Annotated in this window: 17 protein-coding genes; 11 read left to right on the top strand and 6 right to left on the bottom strand. The window is 74.4% G+C overall.

Translation table 11 applies throughout. The features are described 5' to 3' along the window. The 3 genes from FV229_RS21305 to FV229_RS21315 form a co-directional block, all read left to right on the top strand. The coding region (locus tag FV229_RS21305; protein WP_147753880.1) for a DUF1800 family protein at positions 1-242 on the top strand (242 nt) is incomplete at its 5' end. A gap of 4 nt (positions 243-246) precedes the next feature. Then, positions 247-1,443: a DUF1501 domain-containing protein gene (locus FV229_RS21310; RefSeq protein WP_147753881.1), complete on the top strand. Its 1,197-nt coding sequence runs from the start codon at positions 247-249 to the stop codon at positions 1,441-1,443. An 80-nt stretch (positions 1,444-1,523) separates the two neighbouring features. Then, positions 1,524-1,796: a hypothetical protein gene (locus FV229_RS21315; protein WP_147753882.1), complete on the top strand. Its 273-nt coding sequence runs from the start codon at positions 1,524-1,526 to the stop codon at positions 1,794-1,796. Positions 1,797-1,859: 63 nt separating this feature from the next. Here FV229_RS21315 and chrA read toward each other — a convergent pair whose 3' ends face one another. Both chrA and FV229_RS21325 read right to left on the bottom strand, forming a co-directional pair. After that, the gene (gene chrA, locus FV229_RS21320) at positions 1,860-3,239 is read right to left on the bottom strand and encodes a chromate efflux transporter (RefSeq protein WP_246688279.1); all 1,380 of its coding nucleotides are present in this window, start codon (positions 3,237-3,239) and stop codon (positions 1,860-1,862) included. A 73-nt stretch (positions 3,240-3,312) separates the two neighbouring features. Further along, the gene (locus FV229_RS21325; RefSeq protein ID WP_147753884.1) at positions 3,313-4,659 is read right to left on the bottom strand and encodes a hemolysin family protein; all 1,347 of its coding nucleotides are present in this window, start codon (positions 4,657-4,659) and stop codon (positions 3,313-3,315) included. Between the two features lie 168 nt (positions 4,660-4,827). Between FV229_RS21325 and FV229_RS21330 the strand changes: the two genes are divergently transcribed. The 6 genes from FV229_RS21330 to FV229_RS21355 all read left to right on the top strand — a co-directional run bounded on the left by FV229_RS21330 (position 4,828) and on the right by FV229_RS21355 (position 9,135). Next, positions 4,828-5,772 carry a VOC family protein gene (locus FV229_RS21330; RefSeq protein ID WP_147753885.1) on the top strand — a complete coding sequence of 315 codons (945 nt, stop codon included), beginning with the start codon at positions 4,828-4,830 and terminating at the stop codon, positions 5,770-5,772. Positions 5,773-5,834: 62 nt separating this feature from the next. Beyond that, positions 5,835-6,461, top strand: coding sequence for an alpha/beta hydrolase (locus tag FV229_RS21335; protein WP_147753886.1), 627 nt, complete (start codon positions 5,835-5,837; stop codon positions 6,459-6,461). Between the two features lie 139 nt (positions 6,462-6,600). After that, entirely contained in the window at positions 6,601-6,990 is a 390-nt protein-coding gene (locus tag FV229_RS21340) for a hypothetical protein (protein WP_147753887.1), read from the top strand. Positions 6,991-7,213: 223 nt separating this feature from the next. Next, positions 7,214-7,984: a histidine phosphatase family protein gene (locus FV229_RS21345; RefSeq protein WP_147753888.1), complete on the top strand. Its 771-nt coding sequence runs from the start codon at positions 7,214-7,216 to the stop codon at positions 7,982-7,984. A 40-nt stretch (positions 7,985-8,024) separates the two neighbouring features. Then, positions 8,025-8,909 carry an NAD(P)H-hydrate dehydratase gene (locus FV229_RS21350; protein WP_147753889.1) on the top strand — a complete coding sequence of 295 codons (885 nt, stop codon included), beginning with the start codon at positions 8,025-8,027 and terminating at the stop codon, positions 8,907-8,909. Between the two features lie 40 nt (positions 8,910-8,949). After that, positions 8,950-9,135, top strand: a complete 186-nt coding sequence (locus FV229_RS21355; RefSeq protein ID WP_147753890.1) for a ribosome modulation factor — start codon at positions 8,950-8,952, stop codon at positions 9,133-9,135. A 47-nt stretch (positions 9,136-9,182) separates the two neighbouring features. Here the strand turns inward: FV229_RS21355 and FV229_RS21360 are convergent, their stop codons facing one another. Next, positions 9,183-9,881: an SDR family NAD(P)-dependent oxidoreductase gene (locus FV229_RS21360; protein WP_147753891.1), complete on the bottom strand. Its 699-nt coding sequence runs from the start codon at positions 9,879-9,881 to the stop codon at positions 9,183-9,185. Positions 9,882-10,096: 215 nt separating this feature from the next. Between FV229_RS21360 and FV229_RS21365 the strand changes: the two genes are divergently transcribed. Both FV229_RS21365 and FV229_RS21370 read left to right on the top strand, forming a co-directional pair. Continuing rightward, positions 10,097-10,324, top strand: coding sequence for a hypothetical protein (locus tag FV229_RS21365; RefSeq protein WP_147753892.1), 228 nt, complete (start codon positions 10,097-10,099; stop codon positions 10,322-10,324). 7 nt (positions 10,325-10,331) lie between these two features. Continuing rightward, positions 10,332-10,511 (top strand): hypothetical protein, encoded by a 180-nt coding sequence (locus tag FV229_RS21370; protein ID WP_147753893.1) that lies wholly within the window; start codon positions 10,332-10,334, stop codon positions 10,509-10,511. 63 nt (positions 10,512-10,574) lie between these two features. Here FV229_RS21370 and FV229_RS21375 read toward each other — a convergent pair whose 3' ends face one another. The 3 genes from FV229_RS21375 to FV229_RS21385 form a co-directional block, all read right to left on the bottom strand. Beyond that, a complete protein-coding gene (locus FV229_RS21375) occupies positions 10,575-10,985 on the bottom strand; it encodes an integron (protein WP_147753894.1) in 411 nt (136 codons plus the stop codon). A 58-nt stretch (positions 10,986-11,043) separates the two neighbouring features. After that, entirely contained in the window at positions 11,044-11,547 is a 504-nt protein-coding gene (locus tag FV229_RS21380) for a hypothetical protein (RefSeq protein WP_147753895.1), read from the bottom strand. After that, positions 11,534-11,862 (bottom strand): hypothetical protein (locus tag FV229_RS21385; protein WP_348644200.1); only part of this gene is annotated, 329 nt, incomplete at its 5' end. The genes FV229_RS21380 and FV229_RS21385, both read right to left, overlap by 14 nt.

Consider the following 11,862-nt stretch of genomic DNA (forward strand, 5'->3'; position numbering starts at 1 on the left):
GCCCGCGCGGCTGGCCGGACGCCGCCGCCGAATGGCTCGCGCCGCACGCCTTCAAGGCCCGGATCGACTGGGCCGCCGAGGCCTGCGAGCGGGCGCCGCCCGCGGACAACCCGGTCGCGCTCGCCGAGGACGCGTTCGGGCCGCTGCTCTCCGCGGCCACCCGGCGCGAGATCGCCCGGGCCGAAACCGGGGCGCAGGGCCTCGCCCTCCTCCTGATGAGCCCGGAATTCCAGCGGAGATAGGTCGATGCGCCTCCAGCTTCCGACCCGCCGCGGCCTGCTCGCCGCCGGCTCGACCCTCGCGGTCTCCGCCCTGATGCCGCGGATCGCTTCGGCCGCCACCCGCGATCCGCGCTTCGTCTTCGTGATCCTGCGCGGCGCCCTCGACGGGCTCGCCTTCCTGCCCGCCCTCGGCGACCCGGCCTATGCAGGCTTGCGCGGCGCGCTCGCGCTGCCGGCCTCCGGCGACGGCGCGGCGCTGCCGCTCGGCGGCCTGTTCGGGCTCAACCCGAACCTGCCGTTCCTGAAGGGGCTGTTCGACGCCCGCGAGGCCTTGATGCTGCACGCGGTGGCGACGCCCTATCGCGAGCGCTCGCATTTCGACGGGCAGGACGTGCTGGAGAACGGCACTCCCAGCCCGAACGGCAGCGCGACCGGCTGGCTCAACCGTGCCGCCGGCCTGCTCCCGGCCGCCGGACTGGCCCGCGGACGCGACCTCTTCGCCTGCGGCGCGACGGTGCCCCTGGTGATGCGCGGGCCCGCCCCGGTGATGAGCTGGTCGCCCGGAAACCTGCGCACGCCCCTCGACGACACCGTGATGCGGCTGGAGCGCCTCTACGGCGAGCGCGACCCGCGCCTGCTGGCGGCGCTGACGGAGAGCAACCGCCTCGACGCGATGCTTCCCAAAGGACCAGCCGGAGGCGGCCCGGGCCGGTCCTACGCCACCCTGGCGGCGGCGGCGGGCCGGGTGCTCGCCCGGCCCGAGGGCCCACGGATCGCGACCCTGGCGCTCGACGGCTGGGACACCCATGCGGCGGAGGGGCCGGCCTCCGGCCGCCTCGCCCACCTCCTCAAGGCCCTCGACGACGCGCTGGCCGCGCTGAAGGCGGAGCTCGGCCCCGCCTGGGGCGAGACCGTGGTCGCGGTCGCCACCGAGTTCGGCCGCACCGCCCACCCCAACGGCACGGACGGGACCGACCACGGCACGGCGGCGGCGGCCTTCCTCGCCGGCGGGGCGGTGGCCGGCGGGCGGGTCGTCGCCGACTGGCCGGGGCTTGCGCCCGCCTCCCTCCTCGACGGGCGGGACCTCCGCCCGACCCTCGACCTGCGCGCCGTGCTGAAGGGCGTCCTGCGCGACCATCTCGGCCTGCCGGACTGGGCGCTTTCCGACACCGTCTTCCCGGGCAGCGGAGGCGTCGCGCCGACGCGCGACCTCCTCGCCTGACCATCGTTTCCGGGCCTGCCAGTCCGGAATCCCGGTGCGGCGCGCTAGCGCCGCGCCTTCCCCTCACGAAAGGACGATCGATGTTGAGCAGATCCCTGGGCGCCGCCATCCTCGCCAGCGCCTTCGCCGCGACCCTGTCGGGGCCGGCCTCGGCGCTTCCCCTCGTCGGCCTCGATGCGCCGGAGGCGAACATCGTCCAGGTCTACGGTGGCTGCGGCCCGTTCGGCCATCGCGGCCCCTACGGCGGCTGCCGCACCGGCGGGCAGGCGGGCGGCTACGTCCGCGGGCGCTCCTGCCCGCGGGGCTTCCACATCGGCCCCGCCGGCCGCCGCTGCCGGCCGAACCGCTTCTGAGCGATCGATCCCGCGCCGCCCCTCGCCGGGCGGCGTGGTCCCCGAGCCCACGGAGCAGGAAGCTTACCCGGCGAGGCCTGCCAAATGCAGGAGGATGCCGGCCGCGGAGCAGGCCGCCAGCGTCGGGATCACGCCGGCCTTGAACCGGAACACCGCCACGAGCGCCCCCAGCGCGAGGAGCAGCGCCCACGGGTCCAGGCTGGCGAGCACCGGCAGGTCGAGGCGGATCGGCCCGAAGGCGACCGGTTCGAGGCGGGCGAACAGCGTGTGCAGGGCGAACCAGACCGCGAGGTTCAGGATCACCCCGACCACCGCCGCCGTGATCGCCGAGAGCGCGCCGGCCAGCGCCCGGTCGCCGCGCAGGCGCTCGACGTAGGGCGCGCCGACGAAGATCCAGAGGAAGCACGGCGCGAAGGTCACCCAGGTGGTGAGCAGGCCCCCCAGCGTCCCGGCGAGCAGCGGCGGCAGGCCGCCCGGATTGCGGAACGCGGCGAGGAAGCCGACGAACTGCGTCACCATGATCAGCGGCCCCGGCGTGGTCTCGGCCATGCCGAGCCCGTCGAGCATCTCGCCGGGCCGCAGCCAGCCGAAATGCCCGACCGCCTGCTGGGCGACGTAGGCGAGCACCGCGTAGGCGCCGCCGAATGTCACCATCGCCATCTTCGAGAAGAATAGCGCAATCTGCCCGAACACCTCGCCGGAACCGACCAGGCCGACGATCGCGGCGACCGGCAGCAGCCAGAGCGCGCCCCAGATCGCCGCCGTCAGGAGCGTGCGCGCGGGGGCCTCGCGCTCCTGCGGCAGCTCCGCGTCGCCGAGGAGATACGGCCCGGCCTTCGCCGCCCCGGCCGCGCCGTGGCCGCCGCCGACTCGGAACTGCGGCAGGCCGGCGCGGCCGCCGAGATAGCCGAAAAAGCCCGCCGCCAGCACGATCACCGGGAACGGCAGGTCGAACAGGAACAGCGCGACGAACGAAGCCGCCGCCAGCGCCACCATCGGCGCGCTCTTCAGGGCGCGCCGGCCGATGCGCAGCACCGCCTCGGCGACGACGGCCAGCACCGCCGCCTTGAGCCCGAAGAACAGGCCGGCGACCACGCCGACGTTGCCCGACAGCGCGTAGATCCAGCTCAGCGCCATGATCGCGACGAGACCCGGCAGCACGAACAGGCCCCCCGCGACGAGCCCGCCGCGGGTGCCGTGCATCAGCCAGCCGACATAGGTCGCGAGCTGCTGCGCCTCCGGCCCCGGCAGCAGCGTGCAGAAGTTCAGCGCGTGTAGGAAGCGATCTTCGGAGATCCAGCGCCGCTCCTCGACGAGGATGCGGTGCATCACCGCGATCTGCCCGGCCGGCCCGCCGAAGGACAAGGCGGCGATGCGGCCCCAGACGGGGACCGCCTCGGCCAGGCTCGGCATCCGCAACCCGGGCGTCGCGGTGTCTGGCATCGGGATGTCGGCGCCATCCGCCATGTCGGGTTTCGCCTTCCGTGCGCCCGCCGCGGCCGGGCTGTCCGAGGTTTTAGGCGGCCACGCGGGAGGCCAGCACCTTGTCGATGCGGCGCCCGTCCATGTCGACCACCTCGAAGCGCCAGCCGCCGGCCTCGAACGCGTCGCCCGCCGCGGGGATGCGACCGAGCTCGTAGATCACGTAGCCGGCCAGCGTCGTGAAGTCGTCGGAATGCGGCGTCTCGGCCAGTTCCAGCCGCTCGAACGCCTGGCGGGCCGGGATCATCCCGTCGATCAGCAGCGAGCCGTCGGCGCGCTCGACCACGTCGGGCTCCTCGCCGGGTTCCGGGATGTCGCCGGCGATCGCCTCCAGCAGGTCGGTCTGGGTGACGATGCCCTCCAGGGTGCCGTACTCGTCGACGACCACCGCCATCCGCATCGGCTGGCTCTGGAAGGTTTCGAGCACCGCCAGGATCGTCATGCTCTCGTGCACGACGATCGGGCCTTGCGTCGCGGCCGTCAGGTCGATCGCGTCGCCGTCGAGCACCTGGTCGAGCAGGTCCTGCTTGCGCACCACGCCGACGAGCTCGTCGACCTGGCCCCGGCTGACCACGACCTGGGCGTGGCCGCAGGCGCGCACGGCCTTGAGGATCGCCGCGTGGTCGGCGTCGGCGTCGACCCACTCGACCTCGTGGCGCGGGGTCATGATGTCGCTGACCCGGCGCTCGCCGATGGCGAAGATCCGCTCGACCGCCTCCTGCTGGACCTCGCGGATCAGGCCGGCCTCCTGGCTCGCCTGGATCAGCAGGTTGAGTTCGGCGGTCGAGTGCAGCGAGCCCTCGCCATGGCCCGGCTGGAGGCCGAACAAGCGCAGCACGCCGTTGCCGAGCCCGTTGAGGAACAGGATCGCCGGCCGGAACACGAATAGGAAGAGGCCCAGGGGGCGGACCACCGCGAGCGCGGTGCGCTCGCTGCGCTGGAGCGCGAGGCTCTTGGGCGCCAGCTCGCCGAGCACGATGTGCAGCGACGTGATCAGGGCGAAGGCGATCGCCACCGCGATGGAATGGGCGGCGACCGGCCCGAGCGACAGCGGCAGCCCGTCCACCGCCGGCGCGATCAGGTGGGCGAGCGCCGGCTCGCCGACCCAGCCCAGCGCCAGCGACGACAGGGTGATGCCGAGCTGCGTCGCGGCCAGATGCGCGTCGAGGCGGTCGGTCGCCCGCTGCAGCGCCGTCGCGTTCGCGCGCCGCTCGGCGACGAGTTCGGCGACGCGGCTCCGGCGCACCGAGACCAGGGCGAATTCGGCCGCCACGAAGAAGCCGTTGGCCAGCACCAGGACGAGGACCGCGAGCAGCCCCAGCGCGGTCGCCCATGCATCGTCGGAAATCGCCGTCTCCCGTCGTGTCGAACGCCCCGCCATAGCAGCCAGAGGCGCGCCGGGCCACGCCGAAGGTCTCGGACCGCGGCGCATCGTCGAACGCAAAATCAGAAACGATGGGTTTCCATCGTTTCCGTTTCAAATCGCCCGGATGATCCTCAAATCAGGCCGATCGCGAGCGCCGGGCGGCGCTCTCAAAGGAGACACGTCATGTCCGAGATCGGCCTCCACCACGTCACCGCCTTTTCCGGCCAGGCAGCGCGCAACCGCGACTTCTACACCCGGGTGCTCGGACTGCGGCTCGTCAAGACCACCGTCAACTTCGACGACCCGGGCACCTACCACCTCTATTACGGCGACGAGACCGGTCGCCCCGGCACGCTGCTGACCTTCTTCCCGATCGCGCATGCGGCGCCGGGCCGGCTCGGCGTCGGCGAGACGCAGGAGATCGCGCTGCGGGTGCCGCGGGCCGCGATCGGCTGGTGGATCCACCGCTTCGTCGCGATGTCCGTCGATCACGACGCGCCGGCGAGCGTCTTCGGCGAGCCGACCCTGCGCTTCCGCGATCCCGACGGGATGCGGCTGGCACTGGTCGGCGTCGACGGGGCGGACCCGGAGCCGGCCTGGGGCCACGGCGCGGTGCCGGCCGAGCACGCGGTGCGCGGCCTGCACGGGGTCACGCTGCGCCTCGCCGAGACCGGCCCGACCGCGGCGATCCTCGCCGACGGCCTCGGCTTCCGCGAGACCGCGCGCGAGGGCGCGTCGATCCGCTTCGCCGGGGACGCGGCGGCCGGCGGCTTCGTGACCCTCGAGGCGGCCGGCGCGGTCGCCCGCGGGCGGCAGGGCGCCGGGTCGGTGCACCACATCGCCTTCCGGGCCGCCGACGACGCGGCCCAGGCGGCGATGGTGGCGCGGCTCTCCGCCGACCACGGCCTCGCGGTCACCGAGCAGCGCGACCGCCAGTACTTCCGCTCGGTCTACTTCCGCGAGCCCGGCGGCGTGCTGTTCGAGATCGCGACCGATGCGCCGGGCTTCGCCGTCGACGAGCCGCTCGCCACCCTCGGCGGCGCCTTGAAGCTGCCGGCCGGCCTCGAACCGCACCGGGCGCGGATCGCGGCCGCCTTGCCCGACCTCGCCTCGCCCGACCTCGCCTGACCCGTCTTCCCGCCCCGCGCCTACGGGGCGGGATTGCCCTGCCCGCGTCCTGGAAGTCCGTCATGACCACCACCGATCTCGGCTTCGTCCACCGTTTCGAGCCGGGCGACGCGTCCGTTCGCCCCCTGCTCCTCCTGCACGGCACCGGCGGCGACGAAGCCGACCTGCTGCCACTCGGCCGGCGGGTGTCGCCGGGCGCCGCCCTGCTGTCGCCGCGCGGTCCGGTCCTGGAGAACGGCATGCCGCGCTTCTTCCGCCGCCTGTCCGAGGGCGTGTTCGACGCCGACGACGTGCGCCGCCGCGCGGCCGACCTCTCCGGGTTCGTGGCGGCGGCGCGGGCGCGTTACGGCCTTCCGGCACCGCTGGCGCTCGGCTTCTCGAACGGCGCCAACATCGCCGCCGCGATGCTTCTGCTGCACCCCGAAACGCTGGCGGGCGCCGTGCTGCTGCGGCCGATGGTGCCGCTGTCGGACGCCGCGCCGGCGGACCTCGCGGGCCGGCCCGTGCTGATGCTGTCGGGCGCGGCCGACCCGATCGTGCCGGCCGAGAACGCGGCGCGGCTCGCCGCCCTCCTCACGGCGGCCGGAGCCCGCGTCGAGCACGCCACGCTTCCGGCCGGGCACGGCCTGTCGCAGGCCGACCGCGCCCGCGTCGAAGCCTGGATGGCGCGCGAAGCGCCGCCGGCTTGAGAGCCGCCGCCGGCCTGAGGGCCGCCCCCGATCCGCGGCCATCCCCCGCAGGCGCTCACCCGCCGCGTGCCGGCGTATAGGAGGTCACGCCGCGCCCTGCCGACGCCCGGCAGGACGCGCACGGACGCGGGAGCTTTCCATGGATGCCGACCTCGCCGAAACCCTGCGCCGGGCCGCCGCCGCCGGGCGCCGGCACGCCCAGACCTTCGTCGTCCAGACCTTCGTCGACCAGGTCGGCGCCGACGCCCTCCCCTGGTCGGTGGTCGCCGCCTTCGACGCCGAGATCCGCGGCTCGGTCGAGCGCGACCGGCGGATCGAGGACGAGCGCGACCGCGTGCTGATCGCCGCGGTGAAGCTCGCCGACGGCAGGCCGGAGGACGGGGCGGAGGCGATCGAGACGGCGCGCGCGCACCTGATCGCGGCGATCGACTACCTGGAACAGGCGGTGCTGCGGTTCGGCGTCGTCAGCCGGGCCGGGGCGAAGCACGGCTTCGGCCCCGCCGGCCGTCCGGTCGCCGCGCGGAGCTGAGCACCCCACGGCCTGATGCGTCGCCTGCGTTCGAGCCGTGGTCCTGGCGAAATCGCCGTCGCCGCGTGCGACGACTGCGAGCCCGCCCGGTTGACGTTGGCGGGCTTCCTCGTGCCCTTCGTAAGGATCGTTCCGGCCGCCGCGACGGTTTGCGCCTGCGCAACCGTCGTCCATCTCGACAACCGATGCCGCGCCGACCGACCGGTGGCGGCTGGAGACTTCCGTGCCGCACAGACAGCCGCTTCGCCTCTGGATCGTCCGCCATGGCGAGAGCGCCGGCAACGTCGCCCGCGATGCGGCCCAGGCCGCCGGCGCGACGCGGATCGACATCGCCGAACGCGACGTCGACGTGCCGTTGAGCGAACGCGGCCACCGGCAGGCCGAAGCCCTCGGGCGCTGGTTCGCCGCGATGCCCGCCGACGCGCGGCCGAACCTCGTCCTGGCCTCGCCCTACCGCCGCGCGGTCCAGACGGCCGAGGCGATCCGCGCATCGGGGGCGCTCGCCGCCGGCGCGCCGCCGCTGCTGGTCGACGAGCGCCTGCGCGAGAAGGAGTTCGGCATCCTCGATCGCCTCACCCGCGCCGGCATCGAGCAGTTGCACCCCGAGCAGGCGGAACTCCGCACCGACCTCGGCAAGTTCTACCACCGGCCCCCGGGCGGCGAGAGCTGGTGCGACGTCATCCTGCGCCTGCGCAGCGCGCTCGACACGATGGCGCTGCATTACGAGGGCCAGCGCATCCTCCTGGTCGCCCACCAGGTGGTGGTCCTGTGCCTGCGCTACCTGCTGGAGAATAGGACCGAGGCTGAGATCCTGGCCATCGACGCGCAGGGCGACGTCGCCAATTGCGGCGTCACCGAATACGCCCCCGCGGCGGTCGCCGCGCCCGGCCCCGCCCTCGACCTGATCCGCTACAACTTCGTCGCACCCCTTGAGGCACAGGGTGCTCCCGTTACTTCCGAACCCGACGCCAACGAAGCACAGGCCAAGAGCTGACAGCGTTGCACCATCGTCGGAAACCGACCGGAGGACAGCCATGGGCGCCGTGACACCGCTGACCGAGCACGTGCTCCGCGGCATGGCCCCCCCTAAGCCGGAGGGCGACAGCAAGGACGGCCGCGGCTGCGTCCTCATCGTGGCAGGCTGCACGGGCCTGCCCGGTGCCGTGCTGCTGAGCGCCGACGCGGCGATGCGCGTCGGCGCGGGCAAGCTCCAGATCGGCGTGTGCCGCGACCTCGCGATCCCGATCGGCATCGCCGTGCCGGAAGCCCTGGTGGTCGGCTTGGCGCAGACCGAGGGCGGCGGCATCGGCCGCGACTGCGCCGACGACCTCGTCGAGCGGGCCGGCGCCGTCGACGCGATCCTCACCGGTCCGGGCATGAGCGAGGACGCGGACACCGAAGCCGTGGTGTCCGCCCTCGTGCGCGGGGGCAAGGAGGCGGCGTTCGTCCTCGACGCCGGGGCGCTCGTTGCGCTCCGCGCCGACCCGGACCTGACCCGAAGCCTGTCCAGGCCGGCGATCATCACCCCGCATGCGGGCGAGATGGCCAAGCTCCTCGACCTGGATCGCGAGGCCGTCGAGGCCGACCCGCTGGCGGCGGCGCGCCGCGCCACCGAGCGCTTCGGCACGGTGACGGTGATGAAGGGCGGCCGGACGCAGGTCGTCTCCCCCGACGGCCGCGCCTGGTGCTACGAGATGGGGCATGTCGGCCTGGCGATCTCGGGCTCGGGCGACACGCTCGCGGGCCTGATCGTCGGGCTGCTCGCCCGCGGGGCCGAGCCCGAGGCGGCGGCTCTGTGGAGCGTCTACGCCCACGGCGAAGCCGGTCGCCGGCTCGCCCGCCGCTACGGCGGGATCGGCTTCCTGGCGCGCGAGATCCCGGCGGAGGTGCCCTGCATCCTCGCCGAGGTGATGACCTGAGGCCGAGTCCGGTCTCCAACGTTTGCGAAGCGAGGACCCCATGGCGCAGCCGCCGGACGACAACCTGGACCACTACGCGCTCGGCTTCTACGCGCCGGGCAAGACCCTGCGCCGCGAGGACTGCCCCTATGCCGAAGGCATGGAGGCGCACGACCTCTGGCTCGCGGGCTACGACGCGGCCCTGCGCGGCGATACGCTCGAGGATCGTCCCGCGCCGCAGGCCTGAGCCCGGGCGACGGCGTTTGGCCGTCGGAACCGCCCGCGGCGCATGGACTACCAGGGCACGGTCTGCCCGGCGTGGTCGAGGAAGACGCAGCCGCGCTGCCCGAGGTGCCGTTCGAGCACCGTGACGATGCCGCGCGCGCTGGTCTCGACGTCGAGGGTCGCGCGCCGGCCGCCGAGATCCGTGCGCACCCAGCCCGGATGCATCAGCACTACGCCCCAGGCGGCCTTGGCGTGCTGCCCGGCGAAGGACCGGGCCAGGGTGTTGAGCGCCGCCTTGCTCGCGCGGTAGCTGCTCCAGCCGCCGCCGCGGTTCAGCGAGACCGAGCCGAGCTTCGAAGTCATCAGGACGACGAGCCCGTCGGGGGCCACGCGCGCGTGGAACGCCTCGGCGAAGCGGATCGGGCTGAGGGCGTTCGTCTGGAAGACCGCCGTCGCCACCGCGCGCGGCATCGCGGCGGCCGGCGTGCCGGCCTGGGTGGCGACGCCCGCGACCACGAAGACGAGGTCGAAGGCCGGCGCGTCCGCGAGCGTCCTGCGCAGGGCGGTCACCGCCGCGTCGTCGTCGATGTCGACGCCCGCCTCGATCCGCAGCCGGCCGTCGGTCGCGAGGCCGGACAGGGCGGCGGAAGGGCGGCGCACGGTGGCCGTCACGTCCCATCCGCGATCGAGGAACCGGGCGACGAGGCCGAGCCCGAGGCCGCGGGAGGCGCCGACGACCAGCGCCCTGCGGGCGGTCAAGGCGCACATCCCCGGCTGGGCATTACGACGACCGGCCTGCGCGGCAAGGCCGATGAAGCGCCGCCTGCGACGGCTCTCGTGACGGCATCGATGAGGGGAGGCATCTCTTCAGGATAGGTCCCGGAGCCGGCCTGTCGAGGAAACGGTTTGTCGCGTGGCAACGCCCGGAGCGGATGGGGCCGAGCCGCGTTGACCCTGCGACACCGCCGGACAGGACCCCCTCGATGCATGCGAAGCGACTGGCGGAGACCGAGGCGGCACTCGCCCGCACCGACCGCCTCTGGCGGGCGGAGGTGAGCCGGCTCTACGGCCCGGAGGGCGTCCTCCGGTTCGGCTACGGGCCGGAGGGGCGCGGCGTGGACGGCTCGTCCGTCCGGCGCGCCTACGAGGCCCGTCGCGACGCGGTCGCCTCCTGGCGCCACGAGCGGCGGTCGGCGCACGCGGTCCGGTAGCCCGACCGTGTCGACCGCGACGGCCTCCATCCTCGGCCTGTGGTCCGCCTACTGGGCGGCGATGTTCGCGCAGGTCGCCCACCTGCGGACGCTCGACGACGGCGTCGGCGCCACCACCTGCGGCTGGGTCTCGCGAAGCCTCCTGGCCATCGGAACCGCGTTCTTCCTGCTGGCGAAGGGCGGGTAGGGCAAGGCACGCGCGGGGTCGGCTCTGGATCGACGCCTGCCCCTCCGGCCGCCTGCGAATTGCTCAGCCGGCCAGGTCGGTGACGTAGCGCCGGTGGACCCAGCCGGACCGGCACGGTCCCGCATAGGCGGTCCGGCGCGGCCAGGGCGTCGCGACGCCGCAATCCCGTCCCTCCCGGTCCGCGTACACGACGCCGAACCACGGCCCACGGGTCTCGCAGACCGACAGGCGCTGGCCCGTATGGATGCGATCGACCTCGCGGTAGGGGCGGCCGCCGGGGCCGCTGCGCACCGAGAGGAAGTCGTCGCCCTTCGGGTCGAGGCCGGTGACGGCGGCCAACCGCGGGCAGGCGTCGAGCTCAGGCCCGTCCGCGCCAGGCTGGACCGGCACGTCGAGGGAAGCGGTTTGCGCGTGGGCGGCCGCGATCGACAGGCCGAGCGCCGCGGCGAGGACGAGCGGCTTGCGCCAGGTCATGAACCACTCCGTTGCGGACGGGGCGACGCCGCGACGGGCGAGCTATGTCGGCGGCGGATCACCGGTCAAGCACCGGCGGCGCGGCAGCGCGCGTGCGCCGAAACCGGGCGAGGCCGTGCCGGACGGCCGCCACCAAGCCGAATGCGGCGAGCCAGGCGAGGAGCCAGATCTCGTACAGGTCGGCGTCCATCGCGGATTCTCCGTCGAGGCCGAGCCACGCGGCCAGGCCGTGCGGGACCGGAACGCCGGACCCGAGCGCGAGGCGCATCGCCGGGATCGACAGCAGGGAGGCGACGAGGATGTGCGCCGCCGCCCGGTAGAGCGGCCGGGCCGCGCCCGCGACGGTTCCCGCGAAACCCGCGAGCAACGCCGCGCCGAGCCAGAGCGCCACCGGCCGCCGGGCCGCGTCGGCCTCGGCCCCGCCGGGCAGGAGCGGAAACAGGAGGAACAGCGGCGCCAGGCCGAGCGCGAACAGCAGCGCGAGGGGCGGCACGTGCAGCAACCGGGCGACGCGACGGCGAACCGATTCGTCGGCGTCGGCGCCGCGCTCAGCCGCCCGCATCGCGCGCCGCGTCGAGGATCTTCAGGATCGCAGGGCTCCGGCCATGGCGACGGCGCAGGCGCGCCTCGTCCGCGTCGAGGGCGTCGCAGCCCAGGTCCTTCACCGCGACGGCGATCTCCCGCCCCCGGGCCGCGTCGTAGGCGTCTTCGCCGGTCCAGTGCCGGCAGCCGGTCAGGCGCGTCAGGTAGCGCTCCACGTCGGCGGGGCGTCGGCCGGGCTCCGCCGCCAGCGGCGACACCGGAAGCAGCGCGGCCAACAGCGCGAGCCGCATCGTCCGTCCGGTCATTCCGTCACCTCCGCCCTCACCCCCGCCCC

Origin of the sequence: Methylobacterium sp. WL120 (genome assembly GCF_008039465.1) — a bacterium.
Lineage (GTDB): Bacteria > Pseudomonadota > Alphaproteobacteria > Rhizobiales > Beijerinckiaceae > Methylobacterium > Methylobacterium cerastii.

Coding starts and splice junctions, on each gene's coding strand:
- FV229_RS21310 (WP_147753881.1), top strand. CDS start 247: ATGCGCCTCCAGCTTCCGACCCGCCGCGGCCTGCTCGCCGCCGGCTCG.
- FV229_RS21315 (WP_147753882.1), top strand. CDS start 1,524: ATGTTGAGCAGATCCCTGGGCGCCGCCATCCTCGCCAGCGCCTTCGCC.
- chrA (WP_246688279.1), bottom strand. CDS start 3,239: ATGCCAGACACCGCGACGCCCGGGTTGCGGATGCCGAGCCTGGCCGAG.
- FV229_RS21325 (WP_147753884.1), bottom strand. CDS start 4,659: ATGGCGGGGCGTTCGACACGACGGGAGACGGCGATTTCCGACGATGCA.
- FV229_RS21330 (WP_147753885.1), top strand. CDS start 4,828: ATGTCCGAGATCGGCCTCCACCACGTCACCGCCTTTTCCGGCCAGGCA.
- FV229_RS21335 (WP_147753886.1), top strand. CDS start 5,835: ATGACCACCACCGATCTCGGCTTCGTCCACCGTTTCGAGCCGGGCGAC.
- FV229_RS21340 (WP_147753887.1), top strand. CDS start 6,601: ATGGATGCCGACCTCGCCGAAACCCTGCGCCGGGCCGCCGCCGCCGGG.
- FV229_RS21350 (WP_147753889.1), top strand. CDS start 8,025: ATGGGCGCCGTGACACCGCTGACCGAGCACGTGCTCCGCGGCATGGCC.
- FV229_RS21355 (WP_147753890.1), top strand. CDS start 8,950: ATGGCGCAGCCGCCGGACGACAACCTGGACCACTACGCGCTCGGCTTC.
- FV229_RS21360 (WP_147753891.1), bottom strand. CDS start 9,881: ATGTGCGCCTTGACCGCCCGCAGGGCGCTGGTCGTCGGCGCCTCCCGC.
- FV229_RS21365 (WP_147753892.1), top strand. CDS start 10,097: ATGCATGCGAAGCGACTGGCGGAGACCGAGGCGGCACTCGCCCGCACC.
- FV229_RS21375 (WP_147753894.1), bottom strand. CDS start 10,985: ATGACCTGGCGCAAGCCGCTCGTCCTCGCCGCGGCGCTCGGCCTGTCG.
- FV229_RS21380 (WP_147753895.1), bottom strand. CDS start 11,547: ATGCGGGCGGCTGAGCGCGGCGCCGACGCCGACGAATCGGTTCGCCGT.